At 63.8% G+C, this 14,953-nt stretch carries 16 protein-coding genes, 1 tRNA gene and 1 riboswitch; of the genes, 4 read left to right on the top strand and 13 right to left on the bottom strand.

The genetic code is table 11. The features are described 5' to 3' along the window. Window positions 1–6: 6 nt before the first annotated feature. Together ACP92_RS09815 and ACP92_RS09810 are read right to left on the bottom strand one after the other, a co-directional pair. Window positions 7–357 carry a RidA family protein gene (locus ACP92_RS09815; RefSeq protein WP_013233964.1) on the bottom strand — a complete coding sequence of 117 codons (351 nt, stop codon included), beginning with the start codon at window positions 355–357 and terminating at the stop codon, window positions 7–9. Between the two features lie 96 nt (window positions 358–453). Further along, window positions 454–1,320: an alpha/beta fold hydrolase gene (locus tag ACP92_RS09810; RefSeq protein WP_013233963.1), complete on the bottom strand. Its 867-nt coding sequence runs from the start codon at window positions 1,318–1,320 to the stop codon at window positions 454–456. A 309-nt stretch (window positions 1,321–1,629) separates the two neighbouring features. Here ACP92_RS09810 and ACP92_RS09805 point away from each other — a divergent pair. Beyond that, a tRNA-Leu gene (locus tag ACP92_RS09805) sits at window positions 1,630–1,716 on the top strand. Between the two features lie 59 nt (window positions 1,717–1,775). Here ACP92_RS09805 and ACP92_RS25060 read toward each other — a convergent pair. Then, a complete protein-coding gene (locus ACP92_RS25060; RefSeq protein ID WP_232284921.1) occupies window positions 1,776–1,919 on the bottom strand; it encodes a hypothetical protein in 144 nt (47 codons plus the stop codon). A 373-nt stretch (window positions 1,920–2,292) separates the two neighbouring features. On the opposite strand from ACP92_RS25060, the gene ACP92_RS09795 reads away from it, so the two are divergent. Then, window positions 2,293–2,850 carry a DUF2242 domain-containing protein gene (locus tag ACP92_RS09795; protein ID WP_013233962.1) on the top strand — a complete coding sequence of 186 codons (558 nt, stop codon included), beginning with the start codon at window positions 2,293–2,295 and terminating at the stop codon, window positions 2,848–2,850. A 111-nt stretch (window positions 2,851–2,961) separates the two neighbouring features. Here ACP92_RS09795 and ACP92_RS09790 read toward each other — a convergent pair whose 3' ends face one another. From ACP92_RS09790 to ACP92_RS09760, 7 genes are all read right to left on the bottom strand, one after another. Continuing rightward, window positions 2,962–3,279, bottom strand: a complete 318-nt coding sequence (locus ACP92_RS09790) for a hypothetical protein (protein WP_041310545.1) — start codon at window positions 3,277–3,279, stop codon at window positions 2,962–2,964. Between the two features lie 175 nt (window positions 3,280–3,454). Next, window positions 3,455–3,964: a 6,7-dimethyl-8-ribityllumazine synthase gene (locus ACP92_RS09785; protein ID WP_013233960.1), complete on the bottom strand. Its 510-nt coding sequence runs from the start codon at window positions 3,962–3,964 to the stop codon at window positions 3,455–3,457. An 87-nt stretch (window positions 3,965–4,051) separates the two neighbouring features. Next, window positions 4,052–4,220: riboswitch (FMN riboswitch) on the bottom strand. Window positions 4,221–4,314: 94 nt separating this feature from the next. Then, window positions 4,315–5,955, bottom strand: coding sequence for a YbaL family putative K(+) efflux transporter (gene ybaL / locus ACP92_RS09780; RefSeq protein ID WP_013233959.1), 1,641 nt, complete (start codon window positions 5,953–5,955; stop codon window positions 4,315–4,317). Window positions 5,956–6,100: 145 nt separating this feature from the next. Further along, on the bottom strand, window positions 6,101–6,979 hold the full coding sequence (htpX, locus tag ACP92_RS09775; RefSeq protein WP_013233958.1) for a protease HtpX: 879 nt from the start codon (window positions 6,977–6,979) through the stop codon (window positions 6,101–6,103). A gap of 152 nt (window positions 6,980–7,131) precedes the next feature. Then, window positions 7,132–7,500: a hypothetical protein gene (locus tag ACP92_RS09770; protein ID WP_041310543.1), complete on the bottom strand. Its 369-nt coding sequence runs from the start codon at window positions 7,498–7,500 to the stop codon at window positions 7,132–7,134. 319 nt (window positions 7,501–7,819) lie between these two features. Continuing rightward, complete coding sequence (locus ACP92_RS09765; protein ID WP_013233957.1) at window positions 7,820–8,035, bottom strand: YbdD/YjiX family protein; 216 nt, start codon at window positions 8,033–8,035, stop codon at window positions 7,820–7,822. Window positions 8,036–8,054: 19 nt separating this feature from the next. After that, complete coding sequence (locus tag ACP92_RS09760; protein WP_013233956.1) at window positions 8,055–10,124, bottom strand: carbon starvation CstA family protein; 2,070 nt, start codon at window positions 10,122–10,124, stop codon at window positions 8,055–8,057. 234 nt (window positions 10,125–10,358) lie between these two features. On the opposite strand from ACP92_RS09760, the gene ACP92_RS09755 reads away from it, so the two are divergent. Then, window positions 10,359–11,753 carry a cache domain-containing protein gene (locus ACP92_RS09755; RefSeq protein ID WP_013233955.1) on the top strand — a complete coding sequence of 465 codons (1,395 nt, stop codon included), beginning with the start codon at window positions 10,359–10,361 and terminating at the stop codon, window positions 11,751–11,753. A 4-nt stretch (window positions 11,754–11,757) separates the two neighbouring features. Continuing rightward, window positions 11,758–12,411 (top strand): response regulator, encoded by a 654-nt coding sequence (locus ACP92_RS09750; RefSeq protein ID WP_048348529.1) that lies wholly within the window; start codon window positions 11,758–11,760, stop codon window positions 12,409–12,411. A gap of 6 nt (window positions 12,412–12,417) precedes the next feature. Here ACP92_RS09750 and ACP92_RS09745 read toward each other — a convergent pair whose 3' ends face one another. The 3 genes from ACP92_RS09745 to cobT are packed head-to-tail and all read right to left on the bottom strand — an operon-like array spanning window position 12,418 to window position 14,920. Further along, window positions 12,418–13,065 (bottom strand): histidine phosphatase family protein, encoded by a 648-nt coding sequence (locus ACP92_RS09745; RefSeq protein WP_013233953.1) that lies wholly within the window; start codon window positions 13,063–13,065, stop codon window positions 12,418–12,420. 3 nt (window positions 13,066–13,068) lie between these two features. Then, entirely contained in the window at window positions 13,069–13,893 is an 825-nt protein-coding gene (locus tag ACP92_RS09740; RefSeq protein WP_013233952.1) for an adenosylcobinamide-GDP ribazoletransferase, read from the bottom strand. Beyond that, a complete protein-coding gene (gene cobT / locus ACP92_RS09735) occupies window positions 13,886–14,920 on the bottom strand; it encodes a nicotinate-nucleotide--dimethylbenzimidazole phosphoribosyltransferase (RefSeq protein ID WP_013233951.1) in 1,035 nt (344 codons plus the stop codon). The genes ACP92_RS09740 and cobT overlap by 8 nt, the downstream gene beginning before the upstream one ends. Window positions 14,921–14,953: the final 33 nt, after the last annotated feature.

Genomic DNA, 14,953 nt, shown 5'->3' with positions numbered 1-14,953 from the left:
AGATGATTACTTCTGTGCAGCGACGATGATGATTTCCACCAGCAGTTCGGGACGGGCCAGCTTGGCTTCGACGGTGGCGCGCGGAGGCGCATTGCCGGGCGCTACCCATTCGTCCCAGACGGCGTTCATGCCAGCGAAATCCTTCACGTCGGACAGGAAGATCTGGCACGACAGGATCTTGCTCTTGTCGCTGCCGGCCTCGGCCAGCAGGCGGTCGATATGACCCAGCACTTCGCGGGTCTGGCCTTCGATGTTCTGGGTGGTGTCTTCGGCGATCTGGCCGGCCAGGTAGACGGTGCCGTTGTGGATGGCGACTTCGGAGAGACGGTTGCCGACGTGCAGGCGTTGTACGGACATGGTGATTCCTTTTACGTGATGCCCGGCTCGAGGGGAGCCGGCTGATTCAGATCAGATTCAAATTCAAATTCAAGAACGGCGTGCAGCAAGCTGCACTCAGCCTAGCAGGAACTGGCGGGCGACCTCGATCTGCGGTGCATGCATGAAGGTCGGCGCATGTCCCACGTCAGGCAGTTCCACCAGCTTGGCCTTGGGGCCGCGGCGGGTCATTTCCTGGGCCACCTCCGGCAGCAGCAGGTCGGACTGGGCGCCACGCACCAGCAGCGTGGGACAGCGGATGGCGTCATAGGCGGCCCACAGCATCTGCTCGGCGGCGCTGGCGGCCTCAGGCGTGGTCTGCTTGAACGGCAGCGCCAGGGCAAGATCGTAATGACGCACCCACTGACCCTGCTCGTTCTGGCGCAGCACGTCCTTGGCCAGCTTGTGCCATTCCTCATCGCTGTGCTGGCCGAAGCTGGCCGAGATGGTGCGGATGTACTGGGCGGCCTCCTCGAAACTGTCGAAGCGGACGTCCTGGCCGATATAGTCGCCGATGCGCGCCAGGGCCGCACCATTGATGGACGGGCCGATATCGTTCAAGACCAGGCGACGGATGGGATTGCCGGGCAGCGAAGCCAGCGCCATGCCGATCAGCCCGCCCATGGAAGTGCCAAACCAGTCGACGATCTGCGCATCCAGGCGCGCCAGCAGGGTAACCATGTCACTGACGTACTGCGGCACCGTATAGAACTGCGGATTGGCCAGTCGCCCCGAGCGCCCGCGTCCCACGACATCGGGACAGATCACGCGATAGGTATCGCACAGCTCGCGCGCCATGCGATCGAAATCATCGGAGACGCGGGTGACGCCATGGACGCAGACCAGCACATTGGGATTGCGCGCGTCGCCCCACTCCTTGTAGGCCATGGTGTGCAACCCGGCGGGCGAGATGCACTGCACTGTCTTGACTACGGCTTCAGTCATGGTCGCTTCTTTCTGGTGGCAAGAGCCGACATTTTACTATCTTGGGCGCGCTTGTCTGCGCGAAATGGCGACTGCAGTCCATCCGGACTGACGCCGCGCAGCTCCACGGCGGGGCTCGGGTTTTCATATGCAAAAACCGATGAAAAAACAGATGAAGGCAGGAAAGTCGCTGCTATAATGCACGCCTTTTCCGGCGGCCATCGTCGGCAGACGTCCACGGTACACACTATGGCGCAAGCAGGATGTCCAGACTCGCCGAAACAGCAGAGATAGCGGAGCCGACATCGGTCGCCCCGCCCAGACCGCGCTGGGGGTATGGTGAAATTGGTAAACACAAGGGACTTAAAATCCCTCGGCTGAAAGGCCTTGTCGGTTCGATTCCGACTACCCCCACCACCACAGGCAAGCGCATCGGCTGCCTGCCTTTCCGAAAAAATCCCGCAAGCTCGGCGCCCTCAGCGCTTGAGCAACTCCAGCGCGTCTTCGGCCACGCTGCGCAGGTTGGTGATGGTGGCGTTGAGTTCGGCCAGCTCAGCCGCAGTCGGCGGCTGATCCATGCCATTCTTTACCAGCGAAGCCTTGATGATCGTGGCGGCCATCTGCCACGCAGCTTTATTGTGCGCGTCAACCAGCTCACGCCGGATACGGTCCAATTCCGCTTTCTGATGTTTGTCCATTGCTGTCGTTGACGAGGCTGTATTCGAATCGGTGCATGTGCGATGCAGGTTCACGTTAGTCCCGATGGAAAACCCTTCTGCTGCAGGCTCTCAACATTACTTTCAGTCGGGCAATTTCACAAGTGATTTTATGTTCAGGAATCTGACCGATCAGCTTTGACCCGCCTTGTTCCCGCCTCGTGATAAGCGGGCCAGGATGAACTGTTACCGATCTTTACCATCTGCCCAAACCCGGCCTAGCCCGAATCCTTTACAATTCCCGCCACTCGTCTGTCTGCCGTTGGAGATCCGCCGCATGTTGCACCCGCGCCTTCCTGTTTCGCTCTGCTTCGCCGCCACCCTTTCGCTGACCCTGGCCGCCTGTGGCACCAAGGCGGCTTTCTATCACCAGGAAGAGTTCAGCGACACCAGCGCCTTCTCGCGCAGCTTCCCCGGCAGTGAAAAGGCCGTCTGCGAAGCTGCCCGCCGTGCGCTGCTGGGTCAGGGCTACATCATCACCAAGGCCACCGACAACACCATGGACGGCAACAAGAGCTTCCAGCCGGCCAGCGACAAGCATATGGAAATCGCCTTCCATGTGGTGTGCGCTTCCAATGGCAACGGCAAGAGCTCGACCATGTTCGTCAGCGCCACGCAGGATGGCTACGGCATCAAGAAGAGCAACAGTTCAGCCAGCCTGGGCGTGAGCGTGCTGGGTTCGGTCTCGATGCCCTTTGCCGCCAGCGACGACTCGATGGTGCGCGTCTCCAGTGAAACGATACGCTCGTCGGACTTCTACGACCGCTTCTTCGGCGCGGCCGAGCGCTATCTGCTGGTCGATGTCGACGACGACACGGCGCCGGGCAAGAAGTAGCCGACAAGCGCTCAGGACTGAGCTGATTGACCAATGAAAATGGCGGCCTAGGCCGCCATTTTCATTGCTGATGGCTCTTGCGCTTGCAGGAGCCAGGCCGGGGACGCCAGCTCAACGTCCCCAATATCCCGGAGGCGGCGGCGGACGGTGCCAGTGGCGGTGATGACCACGGTAATAGTAGTAATCACGTTCCACGTACACCGGGGCCGGATTGACGTAGTAGACCGGCGCCGGACGCACATAGACCGGCGGCGGCGGCGCGTACACGGGGGCCGGCTGCACATAGACAGGCTGCGGAGCCACGTATGCACCCGGCACGCCGATGTTCACGCCGATCGAGACATGCCCCGCCATCGCCGGGGCGGCAGACAGGCCGGCCACGGCGGCAACGATGGCCATGCCGGCAATCACAGAAATCGACTTTTTCACGTTAGCTCCTCGCTGTTCTGAATACGTGACCAGACTATAGCCCCGCCCCGACAGCGCTTCCAGACCAAACCGGTAAGGTTTGTAAGCAAATGATTCACAAATGTTAAGTAAATGTTGAATCACAATGCTTCAGTCCGGAAGCCCCGCTGCTACATCAGCCGCATTCAGGCCCAATTCAGGCCGCATTCAGGCTGGCTTGCGCGCCCGCGCGCACTTGCGCCAGCTTGGCCACGGTGGTGGCGCAGGCCTGGGCGGCTTCACGACCCTTGACCAGGAAGTGCTGGTGGAAGTAGTCGTGATGCTCGCTGTGGGAATGGAAGTGATGCGGCGTGAGCACCGCCGAAAACACCGGCACTTCAGTGTCCAGCTGCACTTGCATGAGTGCGGAGATGACCGACTGCGCGACGAAGTCGTGGCGATAGATACCGCCATCGACCACCAGCCCGCTGGCGACGATGCCAGCATAGCGGCCAGTCTTGGCCAGCACCTTGGCATGCAGGGGGATTTCGAAGGCGCCGGGCAGCTCGAAGAAATCGATGCTGGCGGCAGGCCAGCCCAGCTTGGCCATTTCCTCGGTGAAGGCGATGCGGCACTGGTCGACGATATCCTTGTGCCAGCAAGCCTGGATGAAGGCGATACGTTGACCGTGATGGGAAGAGACGGCAGAGAGATGCGATTGCGACATGGGTTCAGGACTCCTGTTCGATGAATAAACAGGGCGTTGGAATGCGCGGCCGCCCGCACACTGCAGGGCAGCGGCGTTGACCGATCATCCCGTTCTCTTTCATCCGGACTATGACCGTCGGCCCCGGAATCACACCAGGTCTGCTGACCCCGGCTCACCTGAAAGGCAGACCGGGCGCTCGCGGGCTACAGAAGACGTCGGGCGACGCCGCCTGATTACCGCCGGTGGGGAGTTTCACCCCGCCCCGAGAACGTATTGCTGCGCAGCAGGCGCAAACCTGCTTGCCACAGCAGCCGCGACTGTATCACGTCAGGAAAATTGCTGCAGATGGCGGAGCGAATTGCTGAAGCTCAGGCGCCCTGCCCGACCAGTTCCAGCATGCCCCGCGCGATCTCCCGCTCGCCCATGATGACGCGCTGGGCGCCGTGTTTTTCCAGGTGCTCGATCTCGGCATCGGAATGCGCCCGCGCCACCACCTGCAGGCCGGGATTGAGCTCCAGCGCATTCTCGATCACCTGTCCAGCCTCGAACACTTCCGGAATCGCCACCAGCAGCCAGCGGGCGCGGTCGATGGCGGCCGCCTGCAGCAACTCGCTCTGGGCCGCATTGCCATACAACGCCGGCACGCCTGCGGCGCGCAAGGCCTCCAGGTTTTCCAGCTGGGCCTCGATCACTACGAAAGGCTTGCCCTGGGCGCGCAACTGCTCGCCAATGCCGCGCCCCACCCGGCCAAAGCCGACCAGCACCACATGATCCTGCAACTCCACCTTCTGCGGTTCGTCCCCGCCTTGCGGCGCCTTGGGCTGGCGCGCTTCATAACGGTCCAGCAGCGAGAACAGCAGCGGATTGAGCAAGATGGAGAGAATGGCGCCGCCCAGGATGAGGTCGCGCGCCATCGGCGAGAGCAGGTCCAGCGACAGGCCCAGCGTGGCCAGGATGAAGGAGAATTCGCCGATCTGCGCCAGGCTGGCCGAAATGGTCAGCGCGGTACCGTTGGGATAACCGAAGGCCCGCACGATCAAGAGCGCCCCCAGCGACTTGCCCACCACGATGATGAGGACGGTGGCCAGCACCAGCAGCGGTTCGCGCGCGACGATGGAGGGGTCGAACAGCATCCCCACCGAGACAAAGAACAGCACCGAGAACGCGTCGCGCAAGGGCAGCGACTCTTCGGCGGCGCGATGGCTCAGTTCGGATTCGGACAGGATCATGCCGGCAAAGAACGCGCCCAGTGCGAAGGACACCCCGAACACATAAGCCGAACCCAGCGCAAAGCCCAGCGCGATGGCCAGCACTGCCAGGCGGAACAGTTCACGCGAACCGGTATCGGCGATGCGTTCCAGTATCCAGGGAATGACCCGGCGACCGACGATGAGCATCACGGCTGCAAAGGCCACCACCTTGCCCAGGGTAATGCCCAGGGTCAGCAGCACGGCGTTGCCGCTCAAGGCCTCGCCCTTGCCGCCGAGAATGCCCGAGAGCGCGGGGATGAGCACCAGCGCCAGCACCATGGCGATGTCCTCGACGATGAGCCAGCCCACGGCGATCCGGCCGCGCTGGGTTTCCACCAGGCGGCGTTCCTGCAAGGCCTTCAGCAACACCACGGTACTGGCCACCGACAGCGCCAGACCGAACAGGAAACCCTCTCCCACCGGCCAGCCCAGCAGCCAGCCCAAGGCCATGCCCAGCAAGGTGGCGATGGTGATCTGCGCTACCGCACCGGGAATGGCGATGTTCTTGACCGACAGCAGATCCTTGAGTGAAAAATGCAGACCCACGCCAAACATCAGCAGGATCACCCCGATCTCGGCCAGTTCCTGCGCCAGGTCAGCGTCGCCCACGAAACCGGGTGTAAAGGGGCCGATGGCAATGCCGGCGACCAGGTAGCCGACCAAGGGCGGCATCTTGAGACGATGGGCCAGGGTGCCGAAAATGAAGGCCAGCACCAGGCCTGCGACAATGGTGGCGATCAGGGGAGTGTGATGGGGCATCAGTCAGGTTTCCTTTCTGGGTGGATGAATTGTCGGAATGACTGGAAGGCCGGGCGCAGCAACCGTACAACGACTAGCACGGCCACTACCCCGGCCAGGGAAGCGCTGCGCTTGGCGGGGCGCAGCAGCAAGCTCAGCAAGCCAATCAGCGGCGCGACTGCAATGCGGCAATGCGCGACTCCAGCGAGGGATGGCTGGAGAACAGGCCCATCCAGGATTCGCGCCCGGAAATACCGGCGGCCTGCAGGTTCTGCGGCAAGCCGTCGGACTGCATGCCGCCCAGGCGACGCAAGGCATTGATCATCGGCGCGTTGGATCCCATCAACGAGGCTGCACCAGCATCGGCCCGGTATTCACGCTGGCGCGAGAAATACATGACGATGATGCTGGCCAGGATGCCGAAGATGATTTCACAGACGAATACCGTGACCATGTAGCCGATGCCGGGACCGGAGTTCTCTTCATTGTTGCGACGCAGGAAGGAGTCGACGAAGTAACCGACGATGCGCGCAAAGAACATCACGAAGGTATTGACCACGCCCTGGATCAGCGTCAGCGTGACCATGTCGCCATTGGCGATGTGGGCTACTTCGTGGGCTAGCACGGCCTCGACCTCGTCCTTGGTCATGCCCTGCAACAGGCCGGTGGACACCGCCACCAGCGAATTGCTCTTGCTGGCGCCGGTGGCAAAGGCATTCGGCGGACCGTCATAGACGGCCACTTCCGGCATCGGCAGTTGCGCCCGCGCGGCCAGGTTCTGCACGGTCTGCAAGAGCCATAGTTCGGTGGAATTCTGCGGTTGCTCGATCACGCGAGCGCCGGTGGACCACTTGGCGATGGTCTTGGACATGAACAGCGAAATGAAGGAACCGCCAAAACCCATCAGGCCGCAGAACACCAGCAGCATGCCGAAGTTGAGGCCGTTGGCGGTGAGGTAGCGGTTCACGCCGAGCAGGCTGGCGGTGACGCTCAAGACCAGCATGACGGCCAGGTTGGTGACAAGGAAGAGGATGACGCGTTTCATGATTTTTCCTGAATGACAATGAGGGCCGCGCACGGTGGCCACGGCCGGGTCGGAACGAAGGGACACAAGCGGAGGCAGCCAGTCCGGATGGCTGGCCGGACCCTGTCCTGCACGCAAAGCAGGGCGGCCGAACCAGGCCGGAGGCCGGGATATCAGGCCAGCGGAGGGGGCCGCAACTGGTCGCGCAGATAGGACGACCAGGTCAGGACCGTGGAGAAGACGTGAGGAAACGGATACCAGTGCACACCCGGGGTGGCAATGCTGGCCGGCAGCGTGGGATCTTCCAGCTCGGCTTGCAAGGACGGAAAGTCATCGTCCTCGTCGGACGTATCCTCGCCGGCCACGTCCGTCTGATATACGCCCGCCAGGGCATGTGCATGCCACTGCCCCAGTGTGGCTGCGGCCTCGCACAACTGCGCCTGACTACCCTGCCCGCCCTGGCGCAGCTGTGGCTCCGCCGTCGCCGCCAGCAATTGCAGCGGGATCAGCAAGGTCAACAGCAAGAGCAGCAGTCGGCGCATCGAGTCCTATTCAGGGAAAAAAGTTGTCAGCATCTTGTCAGCAAGAAAGGCTGCATTATACGCAAGATTGCGGCTGATCAGCCCATTGCCCCACCTTCCCCAGGCCGGGCGCCCAAAGAAGTTATCCACAAAACCTGTGAACAAGCCTGTTGATAAGCAATAGCCAGAATTCTGACAAGCTTGAGTGGCAAGGGTTTCCAATAAATTGCTACAGTTTTGCACAAAGGTGCATGTTTTTTTCCAAAGGGTAACCCGCTTCGGAAAGTCGCCCGCCATGAAAAAAGGAGACCTTGCCGGTCTCCTCGATCCACCTCACGCGTTAGCAACAGCGCCCTACCCGGCCTTTGCCGCCATAGCGCGCCTCCTGCCGTTCCCGGAAGAATTCTTCATAACTCATCACGCGCTGGTCGGGATGCGACTTTTGCATGTGGGCTACGTAGTTGTCGTATTCCGGCATGCCGACCATCAGGTTCAGCGTGCGGCCGACCTGGCGCCGCCAGGCCAGCAGTTGCGCCAGAGCGCCAGGTTTGCTCATTGCTGACTCCCGGACGTCATTATTGTTGCGCCAGCGCGCTGGCCGGCAGGGTTTCGTAAGGAGCTTCCTTGACGCTGGGCTGGTGCGCCGAGCGCGCCTTGAGCACCGTACGGATGCCAAATACCAGTACGCTGATCACCACCAGCATGAACATGGCCGCCAGGCCGGCATCGACGTAGTCATTGAAGATCACCTGGCGCATCTGCTCGATGGACTTGGCCGGGGCCAGCAGCTTGCCCTCATCCAGCGCCGCCTGGTATTTGCTCGCATGGGCCAGGAAGCCCACGCGCGGATTGGCGTCGAACACCTTCTGCCAGCCCGCCGTCAGGGTGCAGGCCAGCAGCCATGCGGTGGGCAGCACGGTGACCCAGGCAAAGCGGTCGCGCTTCATCTTGAACAGCACGCAAGTGGCCAGGATCAGGGCGATACCGGCCAGCATCTGGTTGGAGATGCCGAACAGCGGCCACAGGGTATTGATGCCACCCAGCGGATCGACCACGCCCTGGTACAGGAAGTAGCCCCAGCCGGCCACACACAGGCCGGTGGCGATCAGGCTGGCGACCCACGAATCGGTACGCTTCATCGGCGGGATGAAAGCGCCCAGCAAGTCTTGCAGCATGAAACGGCCAGCGCGGGTGCCGGCATCCACGGCGGTGAGGATGAAGAGCGCTTCGAACAGGATGGCGAAGTGATACCAGAAGGCCATCATGGCCTCGCCGGTCACGCCGGAGAGGATCTGGGCCATGCCCACGGCCAGCGTGGGCGCACCGCCGGCGCGCGAGATGATGGTGTGTTCCCCCACGGCCTGGGCGGTGTGGGTCAGCATCTCGGGGGTGATATGGAAGCCCCACTGCGAAATCACCTGGGCCACGTTTTCCGGCGTGGTGCCGATCAGGGCGGCCGGACTGTTCATGGCGAAGTAGATGCCCGGCTCGATGCAGGAGGCGGCGATCAGCGCCATGATGGCCACGAAGGATTCCATCAGCATGGCGCCATAGCCGATGAAGCGGGCGTGCTTTTCATTTTCCAGCAGCTTGGGCGTGGTGCCCGAGGAAATCAGCGCATGGAAGCCCGAGACCGCACCACAGGCAATGGTGATGAACAGGAAGGGGAACAGCGAACCCGACCACACCGGACCGCTGCCATCGATGAAGCGGGTCACCGCGTGCATCTTCAGATGCGGAGCGATGAAGACGATGCCCAGCGCCAGCGCCAGGATGGTGCCGATCTTCAGGAAGGTCGACAGGTAGTCACGCGGGGCCAGCAGCAGCCACACCGGCAGTACCGAGGCGACGAAGCCGTAGCCGATCAGCATCCAGGTCAACTGCTTGCCGTCGAAGGTAAACATCTGGCCCAGGGCCGGATGCTCCTGCACATACTGGCCGCCGACGATGGCCAGCATCAGCAGCACGAAGCCGATCCAGGACACTTCACCGATGCGGCCCGGGCGGATGTAGCGCGAGTAGACGCCCATGAAGAGCGCAATCGGAATGGTGGCGGCTACGGTGAAACTGCCCCACGGCGATTCCGCCAGTGCCTTGACCACGATCAGCGCCAGCACCGCCAGAATGATGACCATGATCATGAAGGCGCCAAAGAGTGCGATCACGCCGGGCACCTGGCCCAGTTCGGACTTGATCAGGTCGCCCAGCGAACGGCCATCGCGGCGGGTGGAGATGAATAGCACCATGAAGTCCTGCACCGCGCCGGCAAAGACGACCCCGGCCAGGATCCACAGCATGCCCGGCAGATAGCCCATCTGCGCGGCCAGCACCGGCCCCACCAGGGGACCTGCGCCCGCGATGGCGGCGAAGTGGTGGCCGAACAGCACGTACTTGTTGGTGGGCACGTAGTCCAGGCCATCGTTGAACTTGTAGGCCGGCGTCATGCGGCCGCCGTCCAGGCCCAGCACGCGGTCGGCGATGAATTTGCTGTAGAAGCGGTAGGCGATCAGGTAGACGCACACGGCGGCCACCACCAGCCAGACGGCATTGATCGATTCGCCGCGCTGCAACGCGACGTAGGCGCAGGCGCCAGCGCCTGCCAGGGCCAGCGCGAGCCAGCCCAGCCGGGAAACTATCCGGTTCATTGTTCTCCTCCTTGCGGGGTTCTTGTAGGGTGATGGAAATATTCTTGTAATGGGCGTCGCCAGCCTCGACAGCGCGGACGCTGATGCAGGCTGGCGCGACGCCCGTCAGTATCAGCAGCCAACCCCAGCCCCACAAGCGCAGCACTACGCAGAGCCTCTACGTAGAACTACGCAGAGCACGGCGGCAAGGTAGTTTTTCGCGGCCCGATGCGAAGCTTTGGGTAGAATCGCGGCATGAAGCTGCGCCAGAAAATCATCTTCCTCGCCATCGTCCCCTTGTGCCTGGCCTTTACCGCCATCGCGCTGGTGGTGCGCTACCAGGCCGTGGAACTGGCCAGCCAGCAGCGCGCTGCGGTAGAGGCGGCCTACCTGGCCAGCAAGAACACCGAGCTGCGCCACTATGTCGACCTGGCCCAGCATGCCCTGGCCCATCTCTACGACACCGGGCGCACCGACGACGCCATCAAGGAAGAGGCGCGCCACCTGCTGGCTGACCTGGAGTTCGGCGACGACGGCTATTTCTTCGTCTACGACGACACTGGCCGCAGCATCATGCATCCGCGCCAGCCCGAGCTGGTGGGCAGCGAAATGTGGAACTGGCGCGATGCCTCCGGCAGCTTCACCATCCAGCATCTCATCGAGCGCGCCCGGCAAGGCGGCGGCTATGAGCGCTATCTGTGGCGCAAACCGTCCAGCAAGACCGTCGCGCCCAAGCTCGGCTACGTCATCAGCCTGCCGCGCTGGGGCTGGGTGATCGGCACCGGGATCTACCTCGATGATGTGGAGGCCGCACTGGCGCAGATCGACCGTCAGAACTCCGGCTACCTGCACCAGACCCTGCTGCTGATCGCTTCCATCGCCTTGGCCAGCGCCCTGGCCGTGGGCCTGGCCGGATTGCTGCTGAACCTGAGCGAGCACCGAGTGGCCGACGCCAAGCTGCGCCAACTGGCCCAGCGCGTGGTGCGCTCGCAGGAAGAAGAACGGGCAAGGCTCTCGCGTGACCTGCATGACGGCATCAGCCAGTGGCTGGTGTCGATCAAGCTGCAGATCGAAGCCGCGCTGGTGCGCCTGAACGGCACGCCCGAACAGGCCGCCACGGCGCGCGCCGGCTTCGAGAAGACCGCCACCCAGATCAATGGCGTGCTGGCCGAAGTGCGGCGCATCTCGCACGACCTGCGCCCGGCCATCCTGGATGACCTGGGGCTGGCCGCCGCGCTGGAACACCTGTGCGGCGAATGGCGCGATGCGGCCGGCGCGGGCGTGGAGATCGTCTTTGAAAACCAGGCCCAGGCAGACGACGGTGCGACGCTGCCCGACGTGGTCAATACGGTGCTGTTCCGCATCGCCCAGGAGGCGCTGACCAATATCGCCCGTCACGCCGGCGCCAGCCGGATCAAGGTGCGCCTCTACCAAGGCCACAACCTGCTCATGCTGCAGGTGCAGGACAATGGCCACGGCTTCGACCTGGGCCAGGTGGATGACCACTCGCGCCATGGCATCGGCCTGCGCAACATGCGCGAACGGATCGAAGCCGTCGGTGGCGAGTTGGGCATCGATTCCTCGCCAGCCGGCACCAGCATCAGCGCCGTCATCGCGCGCGCTTCCCTCCCCTCACTGATCCCTGCCTGACACCATGACCGCTGCCCCCGCCCGCGCCACCGCCGCCACCCGCATCATGCTCATCGACGACCACCCGCTGGTGCGCGACGGCCTGCGGGCGCGGCTGGAAACCGTACCGGGACTGGAGGTGGTGGCCGAAGCCGGCCATGCCGACGAAGCCCTGGCTGCGGCTGCCGCGCAAGAGATCGACCTGACCCTGATGGATATCAACATGCGCGGCATCAATGGCATCGAGCTCACCGCCCTGTTCCATGCCCGCCATCCCGAGATTGCCGTGCTGATCCTGAGCATGCATGACAAGGCTGAATACGTGATGCAGTCGATCCAGGCCGGCGCGCGCGGCTATGTGCTCAAGGACGCCCCCAGCCAGGACATCGTCCACGCCATCGAAACAGTGCGCTCGGGCGGCATCTACTACAGCGCCGCGCTGGCGCGCCAGCTGACCCAGCCACTGCCGCCCCGCGAGTTGCTCACGCAGCGCGAGCGCGAGGTGCTCATGCATATTGCCAATGGCGAGTCCAACAAGCAGATCGCCCGCGAACTGGACCTCAGCGTAAGGACGGTGGAAACCCATCGCCTCAACATCAAGCGCAAGCTCAATATCGATGGCCAGGCCGAGCTGATCAAATTTGCGGTGGAATCGCGCAGCGCCGGCGGCGCGCCGTGATGGCTTTTACGGATGCGGCGGCAACTGCTGCGGCAGCGCCAGGCGCATGACTTCGCCATAGGCAATCTCGCCACGCTCCTGCACCGCCAGCAGGGCGATGGCCTCCAGCGCCGCTGCATCTGGTGCGCTAGCCTGAAGCTGCCCTGCCTGCCAGGCCGCGCAGGCGCGCAACATGCGGATCGATCCGGCATGACAGACCACGATGAGGTCGCTCACCCCGTCCGCTTCGGCCTGGGCGTGCCGCCGTAGCCGCTCCCAGGCGCGCCACATCCGTCGCGCCACCGCCGGCAAGGTCTCGCCGCCGCCCGGTGCGTAGTGCAGCAGATCCTGGTTCCAGGCCTCTACCTCGCTCCAGGCGATATCGTCCCAGGCGCGCAGCTCCCAGGCGCCAAAATCCATCTCGCGCAAGTCCGGTTCGACCACCAGGGGCTGCCGCAGGGCATCCGCCAGCGCCTGCGCCAATACCGCGCAACGCCGCAGCGGGCTGGTGACGATCGCGGCCCTCTGCGGCCATTGCTGCACCTGCAGCAATGACGGCAGCAGCGCGGCGAGGCTGGCCTGCCAGACCTCGTCGGCGACCTCCACATCGCTACTGCCGTAGCAATGGCCCTGATCAATGCGCGGCCGGGGATGACGGATCAACAGCAGCGCCATCGCTCACGCGCTCAAGAAGGCTGGCAGGCTTGCCAGCACGCCGAGGTAGAAGACGGTCTCGCTCAACTGCTGCACGGCGCCCAGACCATCGCCGGTATAGCCACCCAGGCGCCGCTGCAAGCGGTACGCCAGCCAGAGCGCTGCCAGCGCCGCCAGCCCACAGCCCATGGCGATGTGTTGCCAGGACATCAGCCCCAAGGCGACCGTGCCAATGACCGGCACGACCACCCACACGGTGGCGACGAGGAATTCGCCCGTGCTCATGCGCTGGGCCAGCAGCTTGGACTTGCCCTCTTCGCGCACGTAGTCCATGCGCCAGATCAGGCAGGTGGCCAGCCAGCGCGACAGCGGATGGGCAATGCCCAGCGCCGCCAGGATCTGCCAGGGCTGCAGCGCAGCGAGCGCAGCCAGACGGGTGAGCATCAGCAAGACCAGGCCGATGACGCCATAGCTGCCCAGGCGGGAGTCCCGCATGATCTCCAGCGCGCGCTCCCGGCTGACGGCGCCGCCCAGTCCATCGCAGAGATCGGCAAATCCGTCTTCATGGAAAGCGCCCGTGAGCCAGATGCCGGCGGCCGTACCCAGCAACACCGCCACAGGCTGCGGCCAGAACTGCACCGCCAGCAAGTACACCAGGGCCGTGGCCCAGGCGACGATCCAGCCCACCAGGGGGAAATAGCGCGTGGAGTGCGCCAGCCAGTCCGGATGGAAACCCACCCAGCGCGGGATGGGCAAGCGCGTGAAGAATTGCAGGGCGGTAAAGAACAGGCGCAGTTGGTACAGCAGGCCCCTGCCCGGCGCGGATGGGCTTGACGTGGGCTCAGTCATGCTTGCCACTGACGCTGGCCGACGAGAACGTCGCCATGTCGGCCAGGAAATTGACCGCTGCCTGCAACAGCGGCAAGGCCAGCGCCGCGCCGGTGCCCTCGCCCAGGCGCAGGTCCAATTGCATGAGCGCACGTGCGCCCAGGTGGGCCAGCATGCGGCCGTGGCCAGCCTCGTCGGAACAATGCGAGAACACGCAATACTCCAGCACCACCGGCTGCAAGGCTGCCGCCACCAGCAAGGCGGAGGTGACGATGAAACCATCGATCACCAGCACCATGCGCCGTTGCGCACCGCGCAGCATCGCCCCGCACATGAAGGCGATCTCGAAACCGCCCAGCGCGGCCAGCCTCTCCAGCGGCGTCTGCGCCTGGGCATGCAACTGCAGGGCCCGCGTGATGGCGTCTGCCTTGCGGGAGACACCCTGGGCATCCAGGCCCGTGCCGGCGCCCACGCAGTCCTGGACGGCGATGCCGGTCAAGGCGGCCATCAAGGCCGCCGCAGCGGTGGTGTTACCAATCCCCATTTCACCGAAGCCCAGCACATCGGCCTGCAGCGTATCCACGAAGCGCATGCCGGCCTCCATGGCGGCGGCGCACTGCGCCTGGCTCATGGCCGGGCCACGGCAGAAATTGGCGGTGCCGGGCGCGACCTTGCGATCGACCAATCCGGGGCGCACGCCGAAGTCGTGATTGACCCCGGCATCGACGATATGCAGGGCAATCCCGTTCTGGCGGGCAAAGACATTGATGGCCGCGCCCCCGGCAAGGAAATTCTCGACCATCTGCCAGGTCACGCTTTGCGGATAGGCCGATACCCCTTCGTCGGTCACCCCATGGTCGCCAGCGCAGACGATGATGGCCGGGCGGGCGATGACTGGCCGTTCTGTCGCCTGGATCAGGCCGATCTGGCGCGCCAGGCGCTCCAGCACACCCAGGCTGCCCAGCGGCTTGGTCTTGTCATCGATGAGGCGGTCCAGACGGGCCGACAGGTTGGCGTCCTGCGGGGAAACAAGGGTGGGAATCTGCATGGGGCGGTAGCGGCGACAAGGGCAGGATCAAGG

It is taken from the genome of Herbaspirillum seropedicae, from assembly GCF_001040945.1.
GTDB classification, from domain to species: domain Bacteria; phylum Pseudomonadota; class Gammaproteobacteria; order Burkholderiales; family Burkholderiaceae_D; genus Herbaspirillum; species Herbaspirillum seropedicae.
This window is presented reverse-complemented; position numbering and strand designations above follow the sequence as displayed.